At 70.6% G+C, this 24599-nt stretch carries 27 protein-coding genes; 19 read left to right on the top strand and 8 right to left on the bottom strand.

Annotation, left to right across the window (positions count from 1 at the left end; all coding sequences use genetic code 11):
- Nucleotides 1-11: 11 nt before the first annotated feature.
- The 3 genes from HALOF300_RS23535 (at nucleotide 12) to HALOF300_RS23525 (ending at nucleotide 2330) form a co-directional block, all read left to right on the top strand.
- Nucleotides 12-779 (top strand): ABC transporter ATP-binding protein, encoded by a 768-nt coding sequence (locus HALOF300_RS23535; RefSeq protein ID WP_156743325.1) that lies wholly within the window; start codon nucleotides 12-14, stop codon nucleotides 777-779.
- Nucleotides 780-872: 93 nt separating this feature from the next.
- A complete protein-coding gene (locus HALOF300_RS23530) occupies nucleotides 873-1775 on the top strand; it encodes a methylenetetrahydrofolate reductase (protein WP_156743324.1) in 903 nt (300 codons plus the stop codon).
- Nucleotides 1776-1790: 15 nt separating this feature from the next.
- On the top strand, nucleotides 1791-2330 hold the full coding sequence (locus HALOF300_RS23525) for a helix-turn-helix domain-containing protein (RefSeq protein WP_156743323.1): 540 nt from the start codon (nucleotides 1791-1793) through the stop codon (nucleotides 2328-2330).
- A 16-nt stretch (nucleotides 2331-2346) separates the two neighbouring features.
- Here the strand turns inward: HALOF300_RS23525 and HALOF300_RS23520 are convergent, their stop codons facing one another.
- The 4 genes from HALOF300_RS23520 to HALOF300_RS23505 all read right to left on the bottom strand — a co-directional run bounded on the left by HALOF300_RS23520 (nucleotide 2347) and on the right by HALOF300_RS23505 (nucleotide 5461).
- Nucleotides 2347-3225 (bottom strand): alpha/beta fold hydrolase, encoded by an 879-nt coding sequence (locus HALOF300_RS23520; protein WP_156743322.1) that lies wholly within the window; start codon nucleotides 3223-3225, stop codon nucleotides 2347-2349.
- Nucleotides 3225-3995, bottom strand: coding sequence for a DinB family protein (locus HALOF300_RS23515; protein ID WP_156743321.1), 771 nt, complete (start codon nucleotides 3993-3995; stop codon nucleotides 3225-3227). Before HALOF300_RS23515 ends, HALOF300_RS23520 begins: the two co-directional genes overlap by 1 nt.
- Before the next feature lie 355 nt (nucleotides 3996-4350).
- Entirely contained in the window at nucleotides 4351-4743 is a 393-nt protein-coding gene (locus HALOF300_RS23510) for a hypothetical protein (protein WP_197522794.1), read from the bottom strand.
- Between the two features lie 79 nt (nucleotides 4744-4822).
- A complete protein-coding gene (locus HALOF300_RS23505) occupies nucleotides 4823-5461 on the bottom strand; it encodes a TM7S3/TM198-like domain-containing protein (protein ID WP_156743320.1) in 639 nt (212 codons plus the stop codon).
- 167 nt (nucleotides 5462-5628) lie between these two features.
- On the opposite strand from HALOF300_RS23505, the gene HALOF300_RS23500 reads away from it, so the two are divergent.
- A complete protein-coding gene (locus HALOF300_RS23500; RefSeq protein ID WP_156743319.1) occupies nucleotides 5629-6210 on the top strand; it encodes a helix-turn-helix domain-containing protein in 582 nt (193 codons plus the stop codon).
- Between the two features lie 194 nt (nucleotides 6211-6404).
- Here HALOF300_RS23500 and HALOF300_RS23495 read toward each other — a convergent pair whose 3' ends face one another.
- On the bottom strand, nucleotides 6405-7040 hold the full coding sequence (locus HALOF300_RS23495) for a DUF1028 domain-containing protein (protein WP_156743318.1): 636 nt from the start codon (nucleotides 7038-7040) through the stop codon (nucleotides 6405-6407).
- A 108-nt stretch (nucleotides 7041-7148) separates the two neighbouring features.
- On the opposite strand from HALOF300_RS23495, the gene HALOF300_RS23490 reads away from it, so the two are divergent.
- Genes HALOF300_RS23490 through HALOF300_RS23475 form a run of 4 tightly spaced genes read left to right on the top strand, consistent with a single transcriptional unit; the run spans nucleotide 7149 to nucleotide 12230 of the window.
- Entirely contained in the window at nucleotides 7149-8690 is a 1542-nt protein-coding gene (locus tag HALOF300_RS23490) for an ABC transporter substrate-binding protein (RefSeq protein ID WP_156743317.1), read from the top strand.
- Nucleotides 8687-9655, top strand: coding sequence for an ABC transporter permease (locus HALOF300_RS23485; RefSeq protein ID WP_156743316.1), 969 nt, complete (start codon nucleotides 8687-8689; stop codon nucleotides 9653-9655). Before HALOF300_RS23490 ends, HALOF300_RS23485 begins: the two co-directional genes overlap by 4 nt.
- Nucleotides 9652-10632, top strand: a complete 981-nt coding sequence (locus tag HALOF300_RS23480; protein ID WP_156743315.1) for an ABC transporter permease — start codon at nucleotides 9652-9654, stop codon at nucleotides 10630-10632. Before HALOF300_RS23485 ends, HALOF300_RS23480 begins: the two co-directional genes overlap by 4 nt.
- On the top strand, nucleotides 10629-12230 hold the full coding sequence (locus HALOF300_RS23475; RefSeq protein WP_156743314.1) for a dipeptide ABC transporter ATP-binding protein: 1602 nt from the start codon (nucleotides 10629-10631) through the stop codon (nucleotides 12228-12230). Before HALOF300_RS23480 ends, HALOF300_RS23475 begins: the two co-directional genes overlap by 4 nt.
- A 27-nt stretch (nucleotides 12231-12257) precedes the next feature.
- Here the strand turns inward: HALOF300_RS23475 and HALOF300_RS23470 are convergent, their stop codons facing one another.
- Both HALOF300_RS23470 and HALOF300_RS23465 read right to left on the bottom strand, forming a co-directional pair.
- Nucleotides 12258-12908, bottom strand: coding sequence for a response regulator transcription factor (locus HALOF300_RS23470; protein ID WP_156743313.1), 651 nt, complete (start codon nucleotides 12906-12908; stop codon nucleotides 12258-12260).
- A complete protein-coding gene (locus HALOF300_RS23465; RefSeq protein ID WP_197522793.1) occupies nucleotides 12905-13474 on the bottom strand; it encodes a hypothetical protein in 570 nt (189 codons plus the stop codon). The genes HALOF300_RS23470 and HALOF300_RS23465 overlap by 4 nt, the downstream gene beginning before the upstream one ends.
- A 134-nt stretch (nucleotides 13475-13608) precedes the next feature.
- Between HALOF300_RS23465 and HALOF300_RS23460 the strand changes: the two genes are divergently transcribed.
- The 5 genes from HALOF300_RS23460 to HALOF300_RS23440 all read left to right on the top strand — a co-directional run bounded on the left by HALOF300_RS23460 (nucleotide 13609) and on the right by HALOF300_RS23440 (nucleotide 18356).
- Nucleotides 13609-14265, top strand: a complete 657-nt coding sequence (locus tag HALOF300_RS23460) for a hypothetical protein (protein WP_156743312.1) — start codon at nucleotides 13609-13611, stop codon at nucleotides 14263-14265.
- A gap of 24 nt (nucleotides 14266-14289) precedes the next feature.
- The gene (locus HALOF300_RS23455; RefSeq protein ID WP_231955719.1) at nucleotides 14290-15396 is read left to right on the top strand and encodes a sensor histidine kinase; all 1107 of its coding nucleotides are present in this window, start codon (nucleotides 14290-14292) and stop codon (nucleotides 15394-15396) included.
- Between the two features lie 90 nt (nucleotides 15397-15486).
- Nucleotides 15487-16617: a sensor histidine kinase gene (locus HALOF300_RS23450; RefSeq protein ID WP_197522792.1), complete on the top strand. Its 1131-nt coding sequence runs from the start codon at nucleotides 15487-15489 to the stop codon at nucleotides 16615-16617.
- A complete protein-coding gene (locus HALOF300_RS23445) occupies nucleotides 16599-17249 on the top strand; it encodes a response regulator (protein ID WP_156743309.1) in 651 nt (216 codons plus the stop codon). The genes HALOF300_RS23450 and HALOF300_RS23445 overlap by 19 nt, the downstream gene beginning before the upstream one ends.
- A gap of 75 nt (nucleotides 17250-17324) precedes the next feature.
- Nucleotides 17325-18356: a hypothetical protein gene (locus HALOF300_RS23440; protein ID WP_156743308.1), complete on the top strand. Its 1032-nt coding sequence runs from the start codon at nucleotides 17325-17327 to the stop codon at nucleotides 18354-18356.
- Here the strand turns inward: HALOF300_RS23440 and HALOF300_RS23435 are convergent.
- Nucleotides 18326-19627, bottom strand: coding sequence for an erythromycin esterase family protein (locus tag HALOF300_RS23435; RefSeq protein ID WP_156743307.1), 1302 nt, complete (start codon nucleotides 19625-19627; stop codon nucleotides 18326-18328). The two genes, HALOF300_RS23440 and HALOF300_RS23435, sit on opposite strands and share 31 nt — an antisense overlap.
- 298 nt (nucleotides 19628-19925) lie before the next feature.
- Between HALOF300_RS23435 and HALOF300_RS23430 the strand changes: the two genes are divergently transcribed.
- From HALOF300_RS23430 to HALOF300_RS23405, 6 genes are all read left to right on the top strand, one after another.
- Nucleotides 19926-20648, top strand: a complete 723-nt coding sequence (locus tag HALOF300_RS23430) for a helix-turn-helix domain-containing protein (protein ID WP_156743306.1) — start codon at nucleotides 19926-19928, stop codon at nucleotides 20646-20648.
- A gap of 56 nt (nucleotides 20649-20704) precedes the next feature.
- Nucleotides 20705-21520, top strand: a complete 816-nt coding sequence (locus tag HALOF300_RS23425; protein WP_156743305.1) for an alpha/beta fold hydrolase — start codon at nucleotides 20705-20707, stop codon at nucleotides 21518-21520.
- 1 nt (nucleotide 21521) lies between these two features.
- On the top strand, nucleotides 21522-22418 hold the full coding sequence (locus HALOF300_RS23420) for an NmrA family NAD(P)-binding protein (RefSeq protein WP_231955718.1): 897 nt from the start codon (nucleotides 21522-21524) through the stop codon (nucleotides 22416-22418).
- 1 nt (nucleotide 22419) lies between these two features.
- Entirely contained in the window at nucleotides 22420-22983 is a 564-nt protein-coding gene (locus HALOF300_RS23415) for a dihydrofolate reductase family protein (protein ID WP_156743304.1), read from the top strand.
- A gap of 5 nt (nucleotides 22984-22988) precedes the next feature.
- Complete coding sequence (locus HALOF300_RS23410; RefSeq protein ID WP_156743303.1) at nucleotides 22989-23822, top strand: alpha/beta fold hydrolase; 834 nt, start codon at nucleotides 22989-22991, stop codon at nucleotides 23820-23822.
- Nucleotides 23823-23957: 135 nt separating this feature from the next.
- Nucleotides 23958-24578: a VOC family protein gene (locus HALOF300_RS23405; RefSeq protein WP_156743302.1), complete on the top strand. Its 621-nt coding sequence runs from the start codon at nucleotides 23958-23960 to the stop codon at nucleotides 24576-24578.
- Nucleotides 24579-24599 lie beyond the last annotated feature (21 nt).

Raw genomic sequence — 24599 nt, 5'->3', positions numbered from 1 at the left:
GAAGGACATCCATGGACATCACTGTCGACGGACTCGCCAAGCGCTACGGCGAGCACCTCGCGCTCGAACCCGTCTCCATCAAGATCGGGCAGGGGGAGTTCGTCACGATCGTCGGGCCCTCGGGCTGCGGCAAGAGCACCCTGCTGATGATGATGGCCGGCCTCCTCGCGCCGAGCGAGGGCGTGGTGCGCCTCGACGACACCCCCGTCGATGGCCCACCGCAGGGCGTCAGCGTCGTGTTCCAGGACTACGGCCGCTCACTGTTCCCGTGGCTCACGGTGCGGCGCAACCTCGCCATGGCCGCGGTCGCGCAGAAGCTGCCGCGGCCGGTGCTGGAGGCGCGGATCGAGCGGGTGCTCGCCAGCGTGGGCCTCGCCGGGCAGGGCGCGAAGCATCCGTGGCAGCTCTCCGGCGGCATGCAGCAGCGCGTCGCGATCGCCAGGGCGCTCGTCGCCGAGCCCAGGGTGCTGCTCATGGACGAGCCGTTCGCTGCCGTCGACGCGCAGACCCGGGCCGACCTCGAGGACCTGGTGCTGCGGCTGCGGGACGAGTACGGCGTCACCATCGCGCTCGTCACCCATGACATCGACGAGTCGGTGTACCTCGCCGACCGGGTCCTCGTGCTCGCGGCCGGCCCGGGCCGACTCATCCGGGACATCGCCGTTGACTTGCCCACCCCGCGCGGGCAGCTCACCACCAAGCGGCTGCCGCGATTCGCGGACCTGCGCGCGGAGGTCTTCTCCCTCGTGATGCGCCCAGAACTTCAGGAGGTGCGATGACCGCTGACGTCTCTGTGGGGGCCGGTCGTCCGGACGTGAACGACGGCGTCGACCGGGCCTCGATGCCATGGCTCGGTCTTTGAGGGGGCCGGCTTGGGCAACACGGCGGTCGGCGCGCCTGCGGCGCCGCCGAGCGCCGCGGTCCTGGAGGTGCGCGCCATCGCGGCCCGCCGCCCGCTCGTGCTCACCGGGCTCCCGGTGCCGCCACTGGACTCCGGTGCGTTCGCGGTGGCCGCCGACCATCTCGCCGGAGTGGCCGACGCCGTGCTCACCGGGGACTCCGCGAGGGCACGGGTGCAGTTCCCACCGTCCTACCGGGCCGCCCTGATGCAGCAGCACGGCATGCGTGGCTGGCTCGGGATCAACTGCCGAGACCGGAACCGGGTCGCCATCGAGGGCGAGCTGCTGGCCATCGCGGACTGCGGTGCGGCGGGCGTGCTGTGCGTCACCGGGGACCCGGTCACCGCCGGGCACCGGCCGGACGCCAAAGGAGTGTTCGACCTCGACGGGATCAGTGCGGCTCACCTCGCGAGCCGGGCCGGCCTGTTCACCGCGGTGCCCGAGGCGCCGCTCTCCGCGCCGGTGCAGGGCCGGGCGCTGCGGGCGCTGCACAAGCAGCAGGCCGGCGCCGAGCTGCTGTTCCTGCAGTACGCCGGGGACGCGGGCCGGCACGCCGAGTTCATCGGCGAGCTGCGTGATGTGGGCTGCACCCTGTCGGTGCTGCCGGGTATCCCGGTGGTCATCGACCACGACGGCGCCGCGGTGCTCGCCTCGTTCGGTGACGCCGTACTACCTGATGGGTACGTGCAGAGGGTGCTGGACGCCGTCGACCCGTTCGCGGAGGGGGTCCGCGCGGCGATCGAGTTCGGCCAGTCCCTGCTCGCGCTGACGGACGTGGGCGGGGTCGTCGCAGCCGGCGGTGCGTCGCCCGGCCAGGACGCAGAGTTCGCCAGGGCGCTGGGTATTATCGCCCGGGAACTCGGCGGGGGTTCATGACGGGAGGGCGCGGGCATGGGTGCCGTCGCGGACTTTGAACAGGGGCTCGGCGCGAGCATCCGCGAACGTCGCCGCGCGCTCGGCCTGACCCTGGTGCAGGTGGCCGAGCAGACCGGGCTCACCCACTCCTTCCTCAGCCAGCTCGAGCGTGGCCTGACCCGGGCCAGCATGCGCTCGCTGTTCGCGATCGCGAAGGCGCTCGAGACCACCCAGGAGGAGCTGATCGCGAGCGCGTCCGCCGAACCCGCGCGGAGCACCGTGACCGGGGGCCAGGCCCGCGCCCGGCTGCTCATGCACGTGGGGGACACGCTCGACGTGACCGAGTACAGCGCCCTCCCGGCCGAACACGGTGACTTCTTCGACCACGAGCGCCCGGAGTTCGTGTACGTCGTCTCCGGGCGGATCGAGTTCGAGCTGCGTGCCTCAGCGGCGGACGCGGTGACCACGCTGCAGCTCGAGGCGGGGGAGACGTTCACCTGCCCCGGCGGGATGCAGCACCGGTACCGGTCGGTCGGGGCGCCGGCGAAGGTGCTGATGTTGCACTACGACGTGTGAGAGCCCGACGGCGGAGTCACCGACGATCGTCGGGCGCCCTGACGCCACGTTCGGGTGGGGCCGCCTCGGCAACGAAGTCATCGAGGATCGCCGCCAGCCGCGATGGCTGGTCCTGGGGCACGAGCGTGTAGGAGTCGGCCACCTCGATCAGTCGGCCCTGCGGGAACAGGCCGGCCAGCGCGGGCCCGTGCTCGCGGGGCATCATCCGGTCCTCGGTCGCCCAGACCACCAGAGCCGGGCGGTCGAAGCGGCGGAGCCCTTCGGTCAGTTCTCGCAGTTCCCCCGGTGCGGGCGTGGACAGGGCGAACGTCCGCAGGTCCCGGCGCACGAGCGGGTCGCTGCGGGACGGCTCGAACCACCGGTCCATCAGCGGCTTCGCGACGGGGCGCTTGCTCATCCAACCCCACCCGCCCGGCGCGCGCCGGAACCAGGTGAACCGCTGAAGTTGCATGGCCAACCAGAGCAGTGCCGGTACTCGCGCGGAGATCGCGATGGCCTTGCCGGGCTGCCCCGGCGGGAAGTTGTCGAACGCTTCGCACGCCACCAGCACCGCAGACCCGATCCGCGTCGAGTCGTCGCCCGCGAGGAGGAACTGGGCTCCGCCCCAGTCGTTGAGGACCAACGTCACGTCGTGGAGGTCGAGTTCCTCGAGCAGTTCACCGACCATCGCGGCGACGCCACGATGGGTGACGAGCTCGGGACGGTCCATCGGGCGGCGGTGGCTGCCCAATGGCAGCGTGGGGCTGATGCACCGGTATCGCGGGGCGAGGATCTCCACCACGCCGTGCCACAGGCTCGCGTCCATGTTCACACCGTGCAGCAGCACGAGAACGGGGCCGTCCCCGCCGGTGTCCTCGTAGTCGATGGTGCCTGCGGTCAGGGTTGCGCGGGGCATCAGTTCTCCAGGGTGGGTTCGCCGGCCACGAGCACCGCGAGGTCGCGTACCGCATAGCGGTGGTGCTCAGCCTCTTCCTTCAGTACGACCTTGAGGCAGCGGCGCACGACGTACTCCCGGTCGGGGTAGTTGTCCGCTGGTCGCCGACCGCAGACCCGACCGAGCTCGGCCTCGGTGAGCCCGTCGACCGTGTGCCGCATCGTTGACATGCGGGCGGACCGCGCCGCGAGCACGTCATCGAGAGTCGGCGTGGCTTCGATGGTGAGTCCGAGTTTCGTGATCGCATCCGGCGGGGTGCCGCCCGCCGGGAAGCCCAACGGGTGGAACGGCGCCCTCTCCTCGAGCACGGAACTGCCCAGCCAGGCATCGCCGGCGAACAGCAGGTGCCGTTGGGTCTCGACGAACGACCACTCGCCGTCGACCCGCTCCTGCAGTGCCGCCTCGGGCAACAACCTGGCCCGGACGAGAGTCGCCTCCCACTGCGTCTCGATGGCATCCCAGGCAGCGCGGTAGTCGTCGGGGGACGCGGCGTCACGTGCGAGCACGCGCGTGGGGTGCAGCTGGTCGAGTTCGGCCTCGACGTAGGCCGTCACGTCGACGTCGTTGACGACGACACGCTCGAAGTCGCCGCCGAGGTAGACGCCGCTCCCGTAGCAGTCGACGATCTTCAGACCGCTGACCTCGCAGTCGCGGATCTCGAGGCCGGACAGGTCGGAAAGATGGATCCGGGCGTCGTGGAACTGGTCACTCTCGGTGTACGCGGCAGCCATCGAGGCAGCGTCTCACATCGGTGCCGCCCGGTCACGGAGCAGGGTAGCTCGCGCGATGGCTGCTGGTGGGCCGGAACGATGTCGCGCGACTGCCTGCGGATTCGTAGGCCGCAGTCGTGGAATCACTCAGCACGCTGGCGTTCGGACTCGACCTGCGCCTCGTCCCGACGGTCGACGGCGGTCGGACGAAACCGTTGGGGGCTGGGGCACGACCGGTCATGAGGAGGTCCACGGGGCCGACGTCTCTGCACTGACGCCGCGCCGGGAGAGGTGAGGCACAAGCAAGAGGCAAGCTCCGGCGTCGGGCGGCCTCTGCCGCGCCACGAGCACCGGAGCTTGCCTCCTCCGGGCCGGCCTACTCGAAGAGACGGATCGAGTTGATCGGGGTGAGGGAGACATCGCGGTAGCTGCCGGCGTACAGCTCGGACCCGCACAGCGTCCCGTTGGTGGCCCAGCACATCCGCGCACCGGCGCCACCGGTCTGGTTGTTGTAGACGCGGTGCACGCCGTACTGGTTGTAGATCTTGTGGGCGCCGTAGGAGTAGAAGACGTACGAGGGGGTGCCGCCGTTCCAGCCGGCACCCGGGTACACGCACACCGCGCCGGACGGACAGCCGGGGTCCTCCCCACCGGGCGGATCGTTCTCGGAGGCTTGGGCGGCGCCGGAGACGCCGGCGACGGCGGTCAGCGCGAGCGCCAGGACCGCGAGCGTGCGGAGACTGCTCCTGCGAAGGTTGGCCATGGTCATCGGGTGGTGCTCCTCATCAATCGGGTGTTCGGTCGCGACCACCCTGAGGGCGCTGGGTTTCACCCGGCTTACATGGCACTTACACCGCGCCGGTTGCGGCCCAGGACTGGCGCACCGAGCCCAGCCGGCGCCTCCGGGCGTACCGGAGTTGGACCACGATGCCGATGACGGCGAGCACGATCTGCCCGACGTACCACAGCGGCTGGTCGCCGATCCGGAGTTCGGCGTCGGTCAGGGTGTTGAGGTCGAGGGCGTTGAACAGCAGTAGGAGCCCGGCGACGGCCACACCGGCCCCGGCGAGGGCGCTGACCACGATGAGCACCAGCTCGGGAAGGTTCGTCGCGATCGCGAGCAGTCCCAGCACGATGCCGCCGACGAGCCCGACGACGACGAGCAGCCACGGCTGCGAGACGCCGAGCGCCGAGGCGATCGTCTGGCCGACGACGAACCCCATGGAGGCGAACGCGAGCACGATGGCGATGGCGAAGAAGAAGTAGGCGAGCGCCGCGAACACCACGGCCAGGACGATCGCAGCGATCCAGCCCGCGGCGGTGGCCAGGTACCCCTGATCGGCGAGTGCCGCCACGAGCACCGCGCCGAGTCCGAATCCGATGAAGGCGCCCCACAGGGCGAGCAGTACCCGCATCGCTCCGCTTCCGCGGAAGCACAGCAGCAGGCCGATCACGAGAGCGAGCACACCCACGACGACGTCGGTCATGTGGTCTCCGTCCTGGTCCGAAGGGCGCGGCACCGACTCCGGGGACGGCGCCGCTCCACGATTGTGCCGCGCCCGCCTGGGAAACGGGCGGACATCGGTGCGGAGCCGCCGGGCCGAGGGGTCGCCCCGGTCGTCATGGTCGCCACCGGCACGGCAGGATACAACCCATGACTCTCAGCGACGACGAGCTCGCCGTCAGCGCGATCGGGCAGACCGTGCGGGCCGGGCGCAAGCGACTCGGGCTGTCCGTGCAGCAGTTCGCGGACCGCGCGGACGTGAGCCTCGGCCTGGTCAGCACGCTGGAGCGCGGGCACGGCAACCCGTCGCTGCACACGCTGCGCCGGCTCGCCGCAGTGCTCGGCGTGGGCGTCGCGGACCTGCTCGAACCGGCGCTGGAGGATGTTGGCGTGGTGCGTGCGGCCGATCGGCACCGGCTCCCGGTGCGCGACGGTGCCGAGTCGCAGCGTGTGGTCCGCGAGCTGCTCACGCCGCGCGGCGAGACTCGTCTGCAGGTGATCCGCTCGACCCTGCCGGTGGGATTCTCGAACGAGGCACAGCCGTTCCGGCACCTGGCCACCGAGTCCATCACCGTGGAGAGCGGGCGCCTGTTGCTCGCGCACGGGGACCGGCGCGAGACCCTCGAGCCGGGCGACTCCGCGACCTATGGATGCGAGACGCCGCACTGGTGGGCGAACGTGGCCGACACGCCCACAGTCGTGCTCGGCGCGGTCACTGCGTCTGAGCGGTGACCACCGCGTTCCCGGGGGCGCTTCCCCGGTGACGCTTCCGCGGAAGCGCCCGTGACCTAGTACGTCAGTCGCCGACTTCGTACGCGCGGAGGTACTAGGTGATGGTGCGTAGGTACGATCTCGCCGGGCGCGTGACCTCGTGGCGGGCAGGCCCAACACGGCGCAGGTGCGACCTCGCCGCGCCGGGTCCGATCTCAGCGGGCTGGACTGCCGTCTGCGGCGCGCAGCCGCACCAGGTCCGCGAGCCGCGCGAGCGGGTCCACGTCGTCGTCCACGCGCAGATCGTAGGCCAGCGCGTCGGCCCCGACCTCGGCGGCGAGCAGCGCCGCGCTCTGCCGGCCACGGGTGTCGCCCCCGGCCTCCTGGCCGGCCACGAGCGAACGCAACAGGGCCCGCGCGAGCGAGTGGACGCCGTCGGGCGCGGCGGGCTGCCCGAACTGGGCGAGCATCGCCTCGAGCACCTCGGCCCCGGTGAGCACATTGCCCAGCACGATGACGCCGTCGTGCAGCAGGTGCCCGCGCCACGCGGTGGTGGCCCGCCCCGTGTGCGCGGCCCCACGCGCGTCCAGCGCGAGCACCGCGGCCTGCCGCAGCTCCGGCTCGTCGTCCCAGTCGCCGACGCCGGCGATCGCCTGTTCGGGGGAGCGTCCGGTCCGCACGGCGTCCAGCAGCAGGGCGCGCAGGCGCGGGTTCGTCCAGGCCTGGCTGGCGGCGGCACCGACCGCGGGATCGAGCGCCGGCACCGTCGCGCCGACGGCGAGGGACCGGCTCGCGGTGGCGACGCCGATGGCGGTGTGGTCGCGGTCGAGCGCGATCACCGTGTAGGTCATGGTTACCCGTGTGTTTCGCTTTGGTGACGGTCGTGCGGTCGTCTTGCCTCAAGCCGAAGTCTCGCACATACTGATCAAATCATCATTAGAGTGATCGAAGGAGCCCTCATGCGCCGCGCCGCATCCCTGATCGCAGGCCTGGCAAGCCTCGCGCTGTTGGCCGCATGCTCGGCCGGCGAACCCGTCGACCTGGACGACGACTCCGGTACTGGCCCGGGCCAGTCCGCCGGCGAGATCCTGAACGTCGCGATCGGCGGCGAGCCCGACCAGCTCGACCCGAACAAGACCTCCTCCTACTTCTCCTTCCAGGTCCTCGAGAACGTCTACGACACCCTCGTGGAGACCGACGCCAACCTCGAGATGCAGCCCGCCCTCGCGCAGGCGTGGGAGACGAGCGACGACCAGCTCACCTGGACCTTCCACCTGCGTGAGGGGGTCACGTTCCACGACGGGTCGGAGTTCACCAGCGAGGACGTGCTCTACAGCTACAACCGCATCATCGACGAGGAACTCTCGAACGCCTGGAAGTTCGCGGCCATCAGCGACATCCAGGCCCCGGACGAGTACACGGTCGAGATCAGCCTGTCCCAGCCCACCCCGAACCTGCTCTCCAACCTCGGCGGCTTCAAGGGCATGGCCATCGTGAGCCAGGAGAACGTGGAGTCCGGGGAGATCACCACGGCCCCCATCGGCACCGGCCCGTTCTCCCTGACCGAGTACGCCTCCGGCGACCACATCAGCCTCACCGCGAACCCCGACTACTGGGGCGGCGCACCGTCCATCGGCGGCGTCGAGTTCCAGTTCATCTCCGAGCCGTCCACGGCCCTGGCCGCGCTCCGCTCCGGGGAGATCGCCTGGACCGACGTGGTCCCACCGCAGCAGGTCGAAGAGCTCGAGGGTGACGACGCGGTCGAGCTCGGCGTCGCGCCGTCGAGCGACTACTGGTACCTCGCCCTGAACCAGGCCCGTGAGCCGTGGAGCGACGCGCGGGTGCGGCAGGCGATCGCGTTCGCGATCGACCGGGACGCGATCATCCAGGCGGTCAGCTACGGCACCGCCACCGCGAACCAGCTCGCGATCCCCGAGCAGAGCATCTGGTACACCGAGTACGACAACTACTCCCTCGATGCCGCCAGGGCCCAGGAACTGTTCGACGAGGCCGGCTTCACCGGCGGCACCCTCGACCTGCTCGTCACCACCGACTATCCCGAGACGGTCACGGCCGCGCAGATCATCGCCGCCAACCTGGAGCCGTTCGGGATCGAGGTGTCGATCCGGCAGCCGGACTTCTCCACCTGGCTCGACGAACAGAACACCGGGAACTTCGACATGCTGATGATGGGCTGGCTCGGCAACATCGACCCGGACGACTTCTACTACTCCCAGCACCACACCGACGGCGCCTCGAACGCGCAGGGCTACTCCAACACCGAGGTCGACGAGCTGCTCGACGCCGGCCGGGTGGAGACCGACCAGGCCGCCCGCGCCGATCTGTACGCCCGGGCTGCGACGATCATCGCCGACGAAGCCAGTTACATCTACCTCTACAACCCCTCGGTGATCCAGGCGTGGAGCCCGGATCTGACCGGCTACGAGGTGCTGCCGGACCGGGCCATCCGGTTCCGGTCCGTGGAGCTCGCAGCGTCGTGAGGTCGGGCTCGCCCCGGGCGCTCGTGGTCTTCCTGGGCAGGCGGCTGCTGTACTCGGCGGTGGTCCTGTTCGGGGTGCTCGTGGTGACGTTCGCGATCGTGCAGCTGGTGCCCGGTGACCCGATCCGGCTCGCGCTCGGCACCCGGTTCAACCAGGAGGCCTACGACGCGCTCCGGGCCGCGAGCGGCCTCGACCGGCCGCTGTCCGAACAGTTCTTCTCCTACGTCACCGGGGCGCTGACCGGGGACCTCGGGGTGAGCTTCCGCAGCGGGCAACCGGTCACGCTGCTGCTGCTCGAACGGCTGCCCGCCACGATCTCGCTGGCCCTGGTGGGGGTGCTGATCGCGTTGCTGATCTCGGTGCCCGCCGGGATCTGGGCCGGGCTGCGAGAGGGGCGCCTGGCCGACGGGATCGTGCGGGTCACCTCGCAGTTCGGGGTGTCCATCCCGGACTTCTGGATGGGACTGCTGCTGATCACGCTGTTCGCCGGAGTGCTCGGTTGGCTGCCGTCCAGCGGATACGCCCCGCTCGCCGAGGACCCGGCCGGATGGGCGCGCCGGGTGATCCTGCCGGCCCTGACCGTGGGGCTGGTGGCCGCGGCGATCCTGACCCGGTACATCCGCGCCGCCGTGCTCGAGGTGGCGCACGCCGGCTTCGTGCGGACCGCGCGCTCCAAGGGCCTCGCGCCGAGCGTGGTCACTGGGCGGCACATCGTGCGCAACGCGCTGGTGCCGGTGCTGACCATCGTCGGGATCCAGCTCGCGACGATCCTGTCCGGCGTGATCGTGGTGGAGGTCGTATTCGCCTGGCCCGGGCTCGGCCGGCTCGTCTACGACGCCGTCGCCGCCCGCGACTATGCCCTCATCCAGGGCGCCGTGCTGCTGATCGCGGTCCTGTTCCTGCTCGTGAACCTGATCGTGGACGTGCTCTACGCGATCGTCGATCCGCGGATCCGGCTCTCATGACGGCCGACCAACGCCCGACGGCGGAGCCTGGTCTGGGCGCTTCGGCGTCCGTCGGCGGGGTGGACCCGGTGGGTGGACCCGGCGTTGCCGGTCCGGGCGGGGTGGACGGTTCCGTGCCCGAGCGCCGGGTCGCCTCGTGGCGGCTGCTCGCCGCCAACCCGGTCACCGTGGCCGCGGCCGTGGTGCTCGCGGTAGTGGTGTTCGTCGCGCTGTTCGCCCCGTGGCTCGCGCCGTACGGGGTGAACGAGGTGGACGTCGCCGGTGCGCTGCAGTCGCCGACCTGGGCGCACCCGTTCGGCACCGACGATCTCGGCCGCGACATCCTGTCCCGGGTGATGCTCGCCGCCGGCACCTCGCTGCAGGTCGCCGTCGTCTCGGTGACCTTCGCGTTCTGCGTAGGAGTGCCGCTCGGGATCATCTCCGGCTACGTCGGCGGGTGGCTCGACACCGTCTCGATGCGCGTGGTGGACGTGATGTTCGCGTTCCCGGTGCTGCTGCTCGCACTCGCGATCGTGGCCATCCTGCAACCCGGCATCGCGACCACGATGCTCGCCATCGGGATCGTGTACACCCCGATCTTCGCCCGGGTTGCCCGGGCCAGCACCCTGTCGGTCCGCACCGAGCCCTTCGTGCAGGTGGCCCAGACGATGGGCACGCCGTGGTGGCGGATCATGCGCCGGCACGTACTGCCGAACATCGCCGGACCGCTGATCGTGCAGACGTCGCTGTCCCTGGCGTTCGCGATCCTGTCCGAGGCGGCGCTGTCCTTCCTCGGCCTGGGCATCCAGCCGCCGCAGCCGTCCTGGGGCGGGATGCTGTTCGCCGCCCAGGGGTTCGTCACCCAGGCGTGGTGGATGAGCGTGTTCCCGGGCCTGGCGATCTTCGTCACCGTGCTCGCGTTCAACCTGCTCGGCGACGGCCTGCGGGACGTCCTCGACCCCAAGCAGCGCACCCGGATGGAGTCCCGGCACCGATGAACATCCTCGAGGTCACCGACCTGCACGTGTCCATCGGCCGCACCGACATCGTCCGCGGAGTCTCCTTCGCCCTGGAGCAGGAGCAGACCCTCGGCATCGTGGGGGAGTCCGGCTCCGGCAAGTCCATGACCGTGCTCGCCGCCACCGGGCTGCTCGATGCGCCCGGTGCCCGCGTCAGCGGCTCCTCGTTCCTGCACGACGAGCGGCTCGGCGACTCCCAACTCGTAGGTCAGACCCCGAAGGCGCTGCGCCGGGTGCACGGGGATGCGATCGGGTTCGTGTTCCAGGACCCGTCAACCTCGCTGAACCCGCTACTCACCCTGGAACGGCAGATCACCGAGTCCCTCGAGGCCCATCGCAACCTGACCCGCCGCGCGGCCCGCACCCGCGCGCTCGAGCTGCTCACCGCCGTCGGGCTCCCGAACCCGCAGGACCGGCTCGACGCCTACCCGCACCAGCTCTCCGGCGGGCAGCGCCAGCGCGTCATGATCGCCATCGCCCTCGCATGCGACCCCGCGCTGCTGATCGCCGACGAGCCGACCACCGCCCTGGACGTGACCACGCAGGCGCAGATCATCGCCCTCGTGCGGGAACTGCAGGAACAGCGCGGTACTGCGGTGGTCTGGATCAGTCACGACCTCGGCGTGATCGGCCAGGTGGCCGACTCCTGTGTCGTGCTGCAGCAGGGCGAGGTGGTCGAGCACCGGCCGATCGTCGACCTCGTGGACGCCCCGGCGCACCCGTACACGCAGGTGCTGCTCGCCGCCCGGCCCCAGCTCGGCGGCTCGCCCCCGCCGCCGGTGGACGACTCCGGAGCCGTGCTGCTGGACGTGGCGAACCTGGACGTGCGGTTCCCGGTCTCCACGCCCACCGGCCGGACCCATGTGCACGCCGTGCAGGACGTCTCGTTCCAGGTCCGGCGTGGCACCACCCTCGGGCTGGTGGGGGAGTCCGGCTCCGGCAAGTCCACGATCGCGAACGCCCTCACCGGGCTGGTGCGGGCGAACGGGAACGCCCACCTCGACGGGCAGCCGCTGCTCGGCAAGGTGCCGCGGGACCGACGGCGGCGCCTGGCCATGGTCTTCCAGGACCCGTTCTCCTCGCTCGATCCGCGTATCCGCGCCGGCGACGCCGTCGCCGAGCCGCTGCGGGTGCATCGACTCCAGCCCGGCCGGCACCGCGAGCGCGTGGCCGAGCTGTTCGACCTGGTGCGCCTGCCCGGGGCGTTCGCGTCCCGGTTCCCGCACGAACTCTCCGGCGGTCAGCGCCAGCGGGTCTCGATCGCGCGCGCCCTTGCGCTCGAGCCGGATCTGCTCATCCTCGACGAGGCCACCGCCTCCCTGGACGCATCGATCCAGGCGCAGGTGCTGCACCTGCTGCGCGACCTCCAGCAAGAGTTGGCGCTGACCTCCCTGTTCATCGCGCACGACCTGGCGATCGTGCAGGACATGAGCCACGACGTGCTGGTCATGCACGAGGGCGTCGCCGTCGAGTACCGGCCCGCTGCCGAACTGTTCGGCGACCCGCGGCAGGAGTACACGCAGCGGCTGCTTGCGGCGATCCCGCCGGAACGGCCGCGGGCGGCGCTGGAGCGGTGACCGCGCCGCCTTCGCCGGGGGCAGCCGTCAGGCGAGACCCGACTGGAACGCGAACACGACGAGCTGGGCGCGGTCACGGGCGCCGAGCTTGATCATCGCCCGGCTCACGTGCGTCCGCGCGGTTGCGGGGCTCAGGAACAGGCGCTCGGCGATCTCGTGGTTGTTGAGGCCCTCCGCGACGAGGGTGACGATCTCGACCTCGCGCGTCGTCAGCTGGTCGAGTTGGGGATGCGGCGTGAGGGGGCGTCGTCCTGCCGAGATGAACTCGGCGATGAGGGTCCGGGTCACGCTCGGCGCCAGCAACGCACCGCCGTCCACGACGGTACGGATGGCTTCGAGGAGCTGGGCGGGCGGGGTGTCCTTGAGAAGGAACCCGGAGGCGCCGACATGGAGGGCTTCGAAGACGTACTCGTCGCGTTCGAACGTCGTCAGCACGATCACCCGGGTCTGCGCGAGCGTCTCCTGCGCGACGATCCGCCGGGTCGCCTCGAGTCCGTCGATCCCGGGCATCCGGATATCCATCAGGACGACGTCGGGTCGGACGCGGATGGCCTCGTCGACCGCGGCGAGCCCGTCCGCGGCCTCGCCGGCGACGTCGAACCCGTCCTCGTTCTCGAGCAGCGTCCGCAGACCGATCCGGACGAGGTCCTGGTCGTCGACCAGCAGCACGCGAATCACCGCGCGGCCGCCGTTCCTCGGCGCCGGCCCCAGGGCTTGACGACCGACAATGTCATCGCGAACAGCAGGGCGAGCGACGACACCACCGGTGGGAAGACCATCTGCCGATCCAGCTCGAACTCGCCGGAGGACCCGAGTGCGGCGCTCGCGGTCGTCGTGAACTGGGCCACCGACGGGACCAGCACCCCAACCACGAGTCCGATCAGGACCAGCGTGATGATGAGCTTGACCAGCACCCACCGGTAGCGCACCAGCCCGTACTTCGAGCCGAGACCGAGCACGACGCCGCTGAGCAGGGTGAGTAGCGCGGCGCCCACGAGCGGCCAGCCGACGAACGTGCCGATCGCGATCGCGAGGGCTGCGGCGGGAGTGGACGGGGCGTTGAGCGCGAACATCACGAGGATGCCGAGGACGACGTCCATGCCCAGCCAGGCGCCCGCCGATGCGAGATGCACGATCAGGGTGATCCTCCGGGCGCGTGCGCCGAGCCGCGGCAGGACACGACGTGCGGACGGCGTGGGCCGGCTCTCGGGCGACGCGTGGCGTACCGGGGTGGTCACGGTCATCTCAGCTCCTCTCGTCCGCAGTCGACACCCCAGTATCGGCACTAGGGTCCGGCGGCGCATACGTCCTCGGACGTATCCCGACCTACGCCCCCGGCACGGTGACGCCCGGCCGCGGCACGGTGAGGCTGGGGCGCATGAATACACGCAGACTGTCGCCGCTGATCGGCGCCCTGGCCTTCCTGCTCTGTTACCTGGCGGTATCGCCGATCGCCGGAGCGTTCAGCGTCGGCGAGCTGCCGCTGCCGGGATCCCCGCCCACCCAGGTCCATCACTACCTCGCGGCCAACACGGTTCCGTCACTTCTCACCGGGTTGCTCCAGGGCCTCTCGGGGCTCGGCCTCGCGGTGGTCGTCGGCGGACCCTTGACCAGCGAGTTCGTGGCTCCCGCCAGGCGTGCATGGCTGGGAGGGCTCGGGCGGATGGCGGGCTGGCTCGCGGTGGCCGCGATCCTGACCAGTGCCGCGATGTCCATCGTGCTCGCCCTCATCGCGACCACGGCGGACACCGAACTCGTCTCGGGCATCCGCAACGTCTCCTTCTACTCCGGCGGGGTGACCCACGTCGTCGCGCTCGGTGTGTTCGTGCTCGCGATCGTCGCCTCGGGCGGCCTGAACCGGTCCGTGCGCGTCGTCGCATGGATCGCGGGCAGCCTGGCCGTGCTCTCACTCCTGTCCACCGTGATCTACTACGCGTCCCTGTTCCTGCCGCTCGGGCGCCTCGCCTGCATGGTCGCGCTCGTCGTTGCCGGCGTCAGCATCGCCCGCCGCGGAGCCCTCGTGACGGCGGCCTGACTGCGGCAGCATGGTGGGGTGACGATGCACACGGGCCGGGAACTCGTCGGGAGCCTCATCCTGACGGTGGTCCTGTTGCTCGTGGCCGTGGGGAGCCTGCCGTTCCTGGTGACCTGGGGGACCCAGACCCGCCCGGTGGACGCGTGGGCCGTCGTCCTCGTCGTCGTGGCCGCGGGCTCGGCGGCGTTGCGCCGGTGGCCGGTGGTCTCCTTCGGCATCTGCACCGTCGCGACCTCGGTGTACCTGATGCTCGGCTACCCCTACGGAGGGATCCTGCTCTGCCTCGCCGTGGCGGCCTACACGGTCGCCCGCCGGACACCGCTCCGGGTGGCCGTGGTGGCCGCAGCAGCAGCGCTGGCGCTGCTGCTCGCGCACGTGTTCACCAACGGCACCGCGATCGAAGGGCTGATGACGTTCCTACCCGGGTCCGCCTGGGTCGTGGTGCCGTTCAGCATCGGGCTCGCCCGCCGTCTCGTCGTCGAGGCCGCGCAGCGTCAGCGTGCCGAGTCCGAGCGGCGCGCCCTGGACGACGAGAGGCTGCGGCTTGCGTCCGAGGTCCATGACGTCGTGGGCCACGGGTTGGCGGCGATCCAGATGCAGGCCGACATCGCCCGGCACGTCCGGGACCGCAAGCCCGAGCAGGCGGACATCGCCCTGGATGCGATCAGCCGCACCAGTGCCGAGGCGCTCGCCGAGCTGCGTGCGACCCTTGCCGCGATCGCGCCGAGCGAGGCGGCCGTCGCGCGGGAATCGCGTGCTCCGACACCCGGCTTGGCCCGCGTCGGGGATCTGTGCGCTCGGATGCGTGAGTCCGGCGTGGACGTCGATCTGGCCGTCACCGGGACGCCGCGGGCGCTCGATCCGGCGGTCGACGTCGCCGCCTACCGGGTGTTGCAGGAGTCGCTGACGAACGTGGCCAAGCACGCGGCGCAGCGGCACGCGAGCGTTGCGGTGCGGTACACGGCCGATGCCGTCGAGGTCGACGTTGCCAATCCGATGGCGCCGCTGGCGGAGGTGACCGAGGGCTTCGGGATCGCCGGCATGCGTCGGCGGATCGACGACGTGGGAGGTGCGATCACGGTGAGCACAGGTGGCGGTGAGTTCCGGGTGGCCGCGGTGCTTCCCGGCTGATCGCGGGACCATCGGATGACGCGGTTTGCCGCGAGCTCCGGCGGACGGACGGTCGTCATCGAAAACCGACTACCGGCAGGATGGGCATCAATGCGGCTTCGAAGGCTGAAACCAGGCGACTGGATCACTGCCGGACTGGTGGTCGTCTTCACCGTTCCGACGTCGATCAGTCTGCTTGCGTCCGCGGCACCGTGGGTCGTCGCCCTGGGCGGCGCGTGCATCGCCGTCCTGACGGCACTGCTGTTCGTGCGACGCGCGCTGCCGCGTGTGAGCTTCCTGATCTGCTGCGGGACGCTGCTGGTGCTGCTCGCACTGCCCGACCTTCCGGACGGTGTGCCGATGATCTTGCTGCCGATCAGCCTGTGCCACCTTCCGGTGCTGCATGCCGTCGTCGCCGAGACCGGCCGGTGGCGTCTGCCGCTCGTGGTCACGATGATCGGCCTCGGCTTGATCCTGTTACGTGCCACGTCGGCAGTACCCGACCCGCTGAGTTGGGGCGCGTTCTGGGCGCTTGTTCCGCTCGCGGCAACGGTTGTTCTGAGCACTGTGGCGCTCGGCGTCCGAGACTGGGAGAACCGGCAAGCGCAGGAGCAGCGCCTGATCGACGCCGTGAACCGCGAACGGACGTTGATGGCTCAGGAGGTCCACGACGTGGTCGCACATTCGGTGGCCGTCATGGTGGCGCAGGCGGATGCGGCGCTCCTGGTGGGCGAGCGGGACCCGGCTCGGGCTCGTGAGCTGCTGGAGAACGCGGTCCGCACCGGGCGGGATGCGATGACGGAGATGCGATCGGCGGTGCGGCTGCTCCGGGACGGTGAACCGCCCGAGACCGCGCCGGTGACCTCGCTGCGTGACCTGGACCGGCTGATTCCGGCGATCCGGACGCCGCAGCTCGAGGTCGAGCTCGCCGTCGCCGGTGACGCCGAACGCGTGACCACCGAGACGGCCCGCGCCGCGTACCGCATCGTCCAGGAGTCGTTGACCAACGCTGCCAAGCACGGCACGGTTCCGGTGCGTTGCGAGGTCCGGGTGGAGGTGGACGAGCGGGAGGTCCGGCTCCGGATCCGCGACAACGGCCCCGGGATCCGGGCCGACGCAGCGGCATCGCTGGGCCTCGGCATCGCCGGCATGCGCGAGCGGGCGCGAACCGTCGGTGGACGCCTGGACATTGCCGCGGACCGCTCCGGGACACAGGTGCGGGCATGGCTGCCGATCGCTTGATCCGGGTGCTGATCGCCGATGACCAGGAGTTGATGCGACATGCGCTCGAAGCCGTCATCGGCGTGCAGGATGACCAGGAGGTGGTGGGTTCCGTCGGATCCGGCGAGGATGCGGTGCGAACCGCACTCGAGACGAACGTCGACGTCGTTCTGATGGACATCCGGATGGGACAGCTGGACGGGATCGCCGCGTGTGCCGAGATCCGCAGGCACCGACCCCAGTGCCGTGTCCTGATCCTGACGACGTTCGACCTCGACGAGTACCTGTTCCGATCGGTGGCGGCGGGAGCGTCCGGATTCCTCACCAAGGACACCCCTTCGGCGGACGTCGCAGCGGCCGTTCGCGAGGTTCATGCCGGCCGCTCGATGGTGTCGCCGCGCGCGACGAGGGCGCTCATCGACCGGATCGCACGGGTCGCTCCGGACGCCGCCGGGGTCGCTGCGGCTCTGACCGACCGCGAGCGGGACGTCCTGGCGCTCCTGGCCCGGGGCTTCTCGAACGCCGAGATCGCCCGCGAGCTGTTCGTCGCGGAGTCCACGGTGAAGAGCCACATCGGCAGCCTGACCAGGAAGGTCGGCGTACGGGACCGGCTGCACGTCGTGGTCTGGGCCTACCAGAACGGGATCTTCTGACTCCAACCTTCGGGGGAGGGCCTCGGCACTTCAGGTGGAGGCTGTCCGCACCGACGGCGAACGAGGCTGGACGCCATGATGATCCGCACTGCACTTCCTGTCCTGATCGCGCCCCTCTCGCTGACCTTGGCCGCGGCCCGCGGCTTCGGCGCCGACACACCGCATCCCCTCGCCGACCCGGACGACAACTTCGGCCGCGCGCTGGCACCGTTCGGCGATACTGCCGGTGGCATCTGGAGCGTGCTCGTCGCGGCCGCCTTCCTGGCCGCCTTCGCCGCCGTTGTGGGCGACGCCGACCGGCGATGGCCGGCGCGCCGTGTCGTGGTGGGTGCCGCCGCGATCCTCGGGCTGCTGACCCTCGACCACACCCTGTTGATGCTGCTCGGCTATCTGCCGATGCTCGTCGGAAGGTTGATCGCGGGCAACACCGATGCCGTGGCCGACCTCGCCTCGCCGGGCCTCGCCGTACAGGTGTCGGTCGCCGTCGGTGTCGTGGCGCTGCTGCTCGCGCTGCGGCGCCGGGCGCCCGCCGAACAGCCCGCAGACGTCGGGTCCGCGCTGGTTGCGGCAACCGCGCGGACCCGCCGGTGGACCATGATCGCGATGGAGGCGCCGCTGGTGTACGCGGCGACCCGGCTCTTGATGTTCTTCGAGGCGCCAGGCTTCGGTGGGTTCGACGAGATGACCCGGCTCGCAGGGCTGGGCCTGGCCTTCGCCTCGATCACGGGCGCGATCCTGACCTGGGGACTGATGCGCCCATGGGGTGAGCGGTTCCCACGCTGGATGGTGGGACTCGCGGGGCGCCGGGTGCCCGTGGACCTCGCCGTGATCCCGGCGATGGCCGTCGCCGGTCTGGTGCTGGCCGCATCGCGAGCCGTCCTGATCGGCATGCTCGAAGCCCCTGCTGGCGCCTGGGACCGGGTCCTCGGGTCTCCCTTGGTGTCGCTGCCGCACCTGCTCTGGCCGTTGTGGGGTGTGTCGCTGGCGCTCGCCGCGCTGTCCTACCAACGTCGCCGGCGGCTCTCCGACCAGCTGTCGCGGTCGGCCGGGGCCGCAGCCGGCCGCGACGCCGGCGCTCACAGGAGATCGGCGGGGGTGACCTCTTGAGTGTGGACCAGGACATCGAACCAGTCCCGAAGGGTGCCACCGTGGGCGACGGACTCGCTTCCGTACTCCGGAAGACCCCGCGTCGTCAACGGAGCATCGAGCCAGTCGCGTACCTCCCGTGGGACGTGCCGGTCCAACCTGAGGACGAACTGGGCGTACCCGACGTCGGCGAGCGGCTGCTCGAACCAGCCCGCAGACGCCGGCGGCAGCTCGATCGTCGCACCGTCCTCGGTGCGGTAGGTGCCGTGGTCGAAGGTGAACCCGATGGGCACATAGCCTCGCCCGTACCAGTCCTCGAGGTGGGAACCCGCGCTCGCGAACGTCGTGTCCGGCTCACCCGGCTCGGTGATCGTCAGTTGCGGTGCGTCGGCGACGTGCGCCGACGCGGCCCAGTAGATGGTGCGGGCACCGGTGTACTGCTGCCACCAGCGAACGTTCTCCGCGGCGCGGGCGTCCCGGTAGTCCGGGATGTCGCCCCAGGGCAGACTGAAGCCCTCGTACCAGGAATGGATCTGCCGGGCGTGGTGCGCGGCGACGTCGTGTCCGTCGCCTCCGATGGAGTCGACGAGGCGCTCGACCGCGGCTGCGGCCTCCGCGTAGGGCGTCTTGTCCACGATCGACATGTACTCGCCCAGGTGGGTGCCGATGTCGACGTCGGGATCCGGCCGCACCCACTCGAAGTGGCTCAGGAGCTCGGCCATCCGGTCGGGTGCGTTGGCGGCGACGTAGGCCTCGACCGCGTCGTAGGCGGCCTGACCGGTCGCGAAGTACTCGGATCCCGCGACGCGGACATCGTCGGCGTGCGTGTCGTTGTAGTGGCGCAGCCACCCGAGCACACCACGCACCTCGGCCGTCTGCCAGATTCGTTCCTGCACGTCGAGCACGGCGTCGAGGTCGTCGCGGAGCCCGAGCACGTAGTCGTTGACGCCGAGGGCGAGCGTCCAGTCCATCTCGAACGCGATCGCCCGGACCCCTTCATGGGTGACGAGGTGTCGCAGGTAGCGGGCCTGCAGCGTGGTGACCTCGCCGATCGTGTGGCCGGGTTCGCCGAGCCCGATCACGTCAGCGCCGGCGGTGGCTCGAGCGATCGCCGCGAGATCGCGACCCGGTCGGTCCGGATCGTCGGGGACGGCGACGGCGTGACACTCGGCCCACCGCGTGACCGGTGCTGTCGATGTCGGCGGCGACGCTTGCGCGGGTGCGGCAGGCGCGGCGAGGGCGAGCGCGAGCACGCCGGCGGCGAGGCCGAACGCGTTACGTCGGATTCTCATGATGACCTCCTTGATCGGTTCGTTGACGATCTACGCTGGCGCGTCCGGGGACCGACGAGGTACCGCGAGCCGCGACATTTCGCCTACGTCGTGTGACGTACCTCGGTGCGACCCGGACGAGGACCGGCCGACTTCGGCACTACCGAAGAGAGCCTGACCGCGGGACCATCGCCTGGCGTGGTCGGTACGTCGGACGACGTAGCGGCGCTTACGTTCATCAGCCGACGCGACCCGGCTGACCCGCTCATATCGTCAACGGGTCTTCGCTGGTCTCCGCACTCGTGTCGAAAGGTGTGGCATGCAGATCGAGAGCCTCCACCGTGGTTCTGACTCGCCCTATGTGGACCGGGTCTGGCGCGGTCGCACCTGCGGCGTCGGGAGCATGACTTCGGTCGCGACGTCGACGTGGGAGCTCGTGTTCTGGGAGGACGAGGGTGTCGGCCACGCAGCCGTCCGAGGACCGGAGACGACCGCGTCCACCGTGCCGATCACCGGCGACTCCGAGGCGTTCGGGATCACGTTCGCGCATGGAACGTCCATGCCGCACCTGCCGATCGCCGGCCTCGTCGATGGCGAGTTGGAGAGCCCGCGCGTCACCGGGCGCACGTTCGCGCTGCGGGACGACGTGTGGGAGATCCCCGACCTCGACGACGCCGAGTTCCTGGTCCGCAAACTGGTCGGCGCCGGGGTACTCGTCCGGGACCCGCTGGTGGACGAGGTGGTGTGGGGCGGCATCGCGAAGGTGGGCTCGCGGTCCGTGCAGCGCCGGGTGGCCGCGGCGACCGGGCTCACCCAGGGCGCGATCCGGCAGATTCACCGGGCGCGGGAAGCGGCAGTGCTGCTCGGCGACGGCGCCGCACCACTCGACGCCGTGCACCGGCTCGGCTACTACGACCAGCCGCATCTGGCGCGGTCGCTCCAGCGGTTCATCGGCCGCACCGCGACCCAGCTCCAGCAGCGCGACGCCGCCGCCGAGCCGATGTCGCTCCTGTACAAGCCACGGGAGCCGGTGGGTTCCTAGCGTCATCTCATGGCGGTGATCGACACCGCGAGTCCCAACAATGAGGAGAATCATCAATGTCCGAAGGCACTGTCACCTCGGTCGACGGCACCACCATCGCCTACACGGCGTGGGGTGACGGCGATCCGATCGTCATCATCGACGGCGCGACCGCGTACCGCGCAAGCACCCCCGAGAACGAGAGGACGGCGGACCTGCTCGCCGAGGAGTTCCTCGTCATCAACTACGACCGCCGCGGACGCGGCGAGAGCGGCGACAAGTTGCCCTACGCCGTCGGGCGTGAGTTCGAGGACCTGGCCGCGATCATCGACCAGGCCGGCCACGGCCGTCCGGCGACGGTCTTTGGCTGGTCGTCCGGAGGCAACCTGGCCCTGAACGCTGCCCAGTCCGGCGTCCCGATCGCGCGGCTGGCCGTGTTCGAGGCGAACGCCGTGACCGACGACTCACGTCCGCCGCTGCCTTCGGACTACGTCGAGCGCCTCGAGGCTGCCGTGGCCGCCGGCCGGCCGGGTGATGCCGTCGCCCTGTTCATGACCGCCGCCGTGATGATGCCGGAGGAGATGGTCGCCGGGATGCGGGATGAGGACTTCTGGCCGGGCCTCGAGGCGATCGCCCCGACGATCGCCTACGACGCCCGTCAGGTCGGCGACGCCATGTCCGGCAGGCCGTTGCGCGCCGATCTCTGGGACCGGGTGGAGGTACCCGTGCTGGCCATGCACGGCATCGACACCTGGCCGTTCCTCGCCGACGCGGCGCGGGCGATCGCCGCGCACCTGCCCACCGCGACCCTCAAGCCGGTTCCCGGTGAGGAACACAGCACCACTCCCGAGGTGCTCGCCGACGCGCTGCGCACCTTCATCAAGGAGAACTGACGTGGGCACGATCGTCGTCGCAGGAGCGACCGGCCGCGTCGGGTCGGCCACCGCGAGAAGCCTGCTCGCCGCGGGTGCGAACGTTCGAGTGCTGGTTCGCCGTCACGCCGATGCGCAAGCCTGGCAGGCACGGGGTGCCGAAGCGCGTGTGGTCACTCTCGATGACCGTCCCCGCCTGGGCGGAGCGCTCGACGGCTGCTCGGGACTCTTCGTCCTGTTGCCCTTCGACCTGACCGTCGACGACCTCGACGAGCACGCCGACAGGTTGATCGACTCGATCGCCGGTGCGGTCGCCGACCGACAGGTGCCGCATGTGGTCATGCTCTCCTCCGGAGGGGCTGATCTGGCCGAGGGAACCGGGCCGATCACCGGACTGCACCGATTGGAGCGGGCGCTGCTCGCCACCGGAACGACCCTGACGGCCCTGCGTCCCGGCCACTTCCAGGAGAAGGTCACCAACCTGATCGAGGTCGCACGCGAGAGCGGTGTCTACCCGGTGTTCGCGGCATCCGCCGACATTTCAAAGCCGATGGTCGCCACCCAGGACATCGGGGCCGTAGCTGCCGGCGCACTCCTCTCACCCCCCGCCGCGAGCGAAGCGGTCGACATCATCGGCCCCGCGTACTCCGAGCGGGCGGTCGCCGTGGCGCTAGGTGCGGCGCTCGGCCGCCAGCTCCACGTCGCCACGCTCCCCGACGAGGCCTGGGCCGGTGCGCTCCAGGACGCGGGCTTGCGCCCGCACATCGCAACGAGCGTCGCCGACCTCTACCGCGCCGACGAGCAAGGGCTGCTGGCACCTCGAGGGGACCGGCGCGTCCACGGGCACACCAGCTTCGAAGCCACCCTCGACCGGCTCCTCGACACAGTGGGTTCCGACAACCGGACCAAGGAGAACTGACATGGGCAAGATCGTGATCACCGAATTCATCTCCATCGACGGCGTCGTGGAGGCACCGGGCGGCGAGGACTTCAAGTACCCGGACTGGAGCTTCGAGATCGACCGCGGACCCGAGGGCGAACGGTTCAAGGAGGTCGAAGCGCTCCAGTCCGCCGCGCTGCTGCTCGGCCGCAAGACCTACGAGGGGTTCGCCCAGGCCTGGCCGCAGTACGAGGGTGAGCTCGCCGACAAGTACAACAGCATGCCGAAGTACGTGGTCTCCAGCACCCTCACCGACCCGACGTGGACCAATACCACCGTGCTCTCCGGCGACCTCGTGGAGGACGTGTCCCGGCTCAAGAGGGAGGTCGACGGCGAGATCTCCGTGGCCGGAAGCATCCAGCTCGCCCAGGGGTTGCTCGCGCACGACCTGGTGGACGAGATCCACCTGATGGTCTCGCCCTTCATCCTCGGGTTCGGCCGGACCCTGTGGGCGCCGACACCCGACAAGAGCGCCTGGAGGCTGACCGAGGCGACGACGTACGGGGACGGCGTGCTGGTCACCATCCACCAGCGCATCCGGTGACGGCCATGACTGCGATCGACCTGCAGACTGCGACGCTCGACGTCACCGACAGCGGCGGCGAGGGACCCGTGCTGGTGCTTCTGCACGGGCCCCTCCTGGACGGCAGCATCTGGGCTGGGGTGGTCGACCGGCTGCCGGACATGCGGTGCATCGCCCCGACCCTGCCGCTCGGGGCACACCGCCGACCGGCACCCGGGAACGACCTGACCAACGAGTCACTGACCCGGCTCGTCGCGGACCTGCTCGTCGCGCTCGACCTGCATGACGTGACGCTGGTGCTCAACGACTGGGGTGGCGCGCAGATCATCGTCGAGCTGGGCCTCACCGATCGGGTCACCCGGCTTGCCCTGGTCGCCTGTGAGGCGTTCGACAACGTGCCCGCCGGGCAACCGGGGCGCATGCTGGCGCGAATGGCCAGGATCCCCGGTGGGCTCGCCGTACAGGGCCAGCTGACGAAGGTGCGGGCGGTGCGGCGCCGCCTTGCTGCCTCGATGGCCGCCCATCCCATCCCGGACGAACACATGCGTCGATGGTTCGAGCCCTCACGCGAGCCGAGCATTCGGGAGGACCTGCGCCGCTTCAGCGCTCGGTTCCCGATCCCCGCCACTCGGGACTGGTCGAGCGGACTCGCCGCGTTCACCGGACCCACGCTCGTGGCGTGGGCCGACGACGACCGGATGATGCCGGCCGAACACGGTCCGCGCCTGGCGGACCTGTTGCCCGACGCCGAGCTCGTGCGGATCCCGGACGCGGCGACGCTCGTGCCGCTCGACCAGCCGGACCTGCTGGCCCGTCACCTGCGAGAGTTGGTGCATCGGCCGGTGCGCGCCGCGGCGTGAGAGATCCGCCACGGCCGGTCAGGAATCGAGAAGCACCGTGCAGCGGGGTAGACCTAGCGTGGTGGACACGCCAGATCGCCACCTCGTTGGCCGATCCGGCGCTCCACCCAGAGTCGATCAGAACAGGTGAACCCGATGAGCTCCATCACGACCTTGACCCTTGAGTCCACCGACCCGGAAGCAACGGCCGCCGTGTGCGACGCCCTCGGTGTGAGCGACCGGATCGGCGTGCGCGCCGGCGGCGCGCCGAGCCAGGGCTTCCGCGGGTACGCCATCTCCCTGGTGACGGCGCAGCCGGGTAACGTCGACGCGCTCGTCGCGGCCGCCGTCGCGGCCGGTGCGAGCGTGCTCAAGCCCGCCGAGAAGTCCTTCTGGGGCTACGGAGCCGTGGTCCAGTCACCCGACGGAGCGATCTGGAAGATCGCGAGCTCGTCGAAGAAGGACTCCGGCCCGGCCACCCGCGAGTTCGACGACCTCGTCCTCCTGCTCGGCGTCGCCGACGTGAAGGCGAGCAAGGCCTCCTACGTCGCGCGCGGCTTCGAGGTCGCGCGTAGTTTCGGCGGCAAGTACGCCGAGTTCACCGCGGCCCCGGGCGACGTGAAGCTCGCGCTGTACCCGCGCAAGGGCGCCGCGAAGGACGCCGGAGTATCACCCGAAGGCTCGGGGTCACACCGGCTGGCGATCGGGGCCGACGCGGACCCGTTCACGGACCCGGACGGGTACACCTGGGAGGCCGCGCCGCAACGGGTGGGCTGACGCTGTCCCGCAGACCGTACG

The sequence above is a fragment of the Occultella aeris genome, assembly GCF_902703175.1.
GTDB classification, from domain to species: domain Bacteria; phylum Actinomycetota; class Actinomycetes; order Actinomycetales; family Beutenbergiaceae; genus Occultella; species Occultella aeris.
The sequence above is the reverse complement of the archived record's forward strand: the minus strand, read 5'-3'. Positions and strand labels throughout refer to the sequence as shown.

What these genes read in the sequence shown, in the direction of transcription:
- HALOF300_RS23535 (WP_156743325.1), top strand. Translation starts at nt 12, where the DNA reads ATGGACATCACTGTCGACGGACTCGCCAAGCGCTACGGCGAGCACCTC.
- HALOF300_RS23525 (WP_156743323.1), top strand. Translation starts at nt 1,791, where the DNA reads ATGGGTGCCGTCGCGGACTTTGAACAGGGGCTCGGCGCGAGCATCCGC.
- HALOF300_RS23520 (WP_156743322.1), bottom strand. Translation starts at nt 3,225, where the DNA reads ATGCCCCGCGCAACCCTGACCGCAGGCACCATCGACTACGAGGACACC.
- HALOF300_RS23515 (WP_156743321.1), bottom strand. Translation starts at nt 3,995, where the DNA reads ATGGCTGCCGCGTACACCGAGAGTGACCAGTTCCACGACGCCCGGATC.
- HALOF300_RS23510 (WP_197522794.1), bottom strand. Translation starts at nt 4,743, where the DNA reads ATGACCATGGCCAACCTTCGCAGGAGCAGTCTCCGCACGCTCGCGGTC.
- HALOF300_RS23505 (WP_156743320.1), bottom strand. Translation starts at nt 5,461, where the DNA reads ATGACCGACGTCGTCGTGGGTGTGCTCGCTCTCGTGATCGGCCTGCTG.
- HALOF300_RS23500 (WP_156743319.1), top strand. Translation starts at nt 5,629, where the DNA reads ATGACTCTCAGCGACGACGAGCTCGCCGTCAGCGCGATCGGGCAGACC.
- HALOF300_RS23495 (WP_156743318.1), bottom strand. Translation starts at nt 7,040, where the DNA reads ATGACCTACACGGTGATCGCGCTCGACCGCGACCACACCGCCATCGGC.
- HALOF300_RS23490 (WP_156743317.1), top strand. Translation starts at nt 7,149, where the DNA reads ATGCGCCGCGCCGCATCCCTGATCGCAGGCCTGGCAAGCCTCGCGCTG.
- HALOF300_RS23480 (WP_156743315.1), top strand. Translation starts at nt 9,652, where the DNA reads ATGACGGCCGACCAACGCCCGACGGCGGAGCCTGGTCTGGGCGCTTCG.
- HALOF300_RS23475 (WP_156743314.1), top strand. Translation starts at nt 10,629, where the DNA reads ATGAACATCCTCGAGGTCACCGACCTGCACGTGTCCATCGGCCGCACC.
- HALOF300_RS23465 (WP_197522793.1), bottom strand. Translation starts at nt 13,474, where the DNA reads ATGACCGTGACCACCCCGGTACGCCACGCGTCGCCCGAGAGCCGGCCC.
- HALOF300_RS23460 (WP_156743312.1), top strand. Translation starts at nt 13,609, where the DNA reads ATGAATACACGCAGACTGTCGCCGCTGATCGGCGCCCTGGCCTTCCTG.
- HALOF300_RS23455 (WP_231955719.1), top strand. Translation starts at nt 14,290, where the DNA reads ATGCACACGGGCCGGGAACTCGTCGGGAGCCTCATCCTGACGGTGGTC.
- HALOF300_RS23450 (WP_197522792.1), top strand. Translation starts at nt 15,487, where the DNA reads ATGCGGCTTCGAAGGCTGAAACCAGGCGACTGGATCACTGCCGGACTG.
- HALOF300_RS23445 (WP_156743309.1), top strand. Translation starts at nt 16,599, where the DNA reads ATGGCTGCCGATCGCTTGATCCGGGTGCTGATCGCCGATGACCAGGAG.
- HALOF300_RS23440 (WP_156743308.1), top strand. Translation starts at nt 17,325, where the DNA reads ATGATGATCCGCACTGCACTTCCTGTCCTGATCGCGCCCCTCTCGCTG.
- HALOF300_RS23435 (WP_156743307.1), bottom strand. Translation starts at nt 19,627, where the DNA reads ATGAGAATCCGACGTAACGCGTTCGGCCTCGCCGCCGGCGTGCTCGCG.
- HALOF300_RS23430 (WP_156743306.1), top strand. Translation starts at nt 19,926, where the DNA reads ATGCAGATCGAGAGCCTCCACCGTGGTTCTGACTCGCCCTATGTGGAC.
- HALOF300_RS23425 (WP_156743305.1), top strand. Translation starts at nt 20,705, where the DNA reads ATGTCCGAAGGCACTGTCACCTCGGTCGACGGCACCACCATCGCCTAC.
- HALOF300_RS23415 (WP_156743304.1), top strand. Translation starts at nt 22,420, where the DNA reads ATGGGCAAGATCGTGATCACCGAATTCATCTCCATCGACGGCGTCGTG.
- HALOF300_RS23410 (WP_156743303.1), top strand. Translation starts at nt 22,989, where the DNA reads ATGACTGCGATCGACCTGCAGACTGCGACGCTCGACGTCACCGACAGC.
- HALOF300_RS23405 (WP_156743302.1), top strand. Translation starts at nt 23,958, where the DNA reads ATGAGCTCCATCACGACCTTGACCCTTGAGTCCACCGACCCGGAAGCA.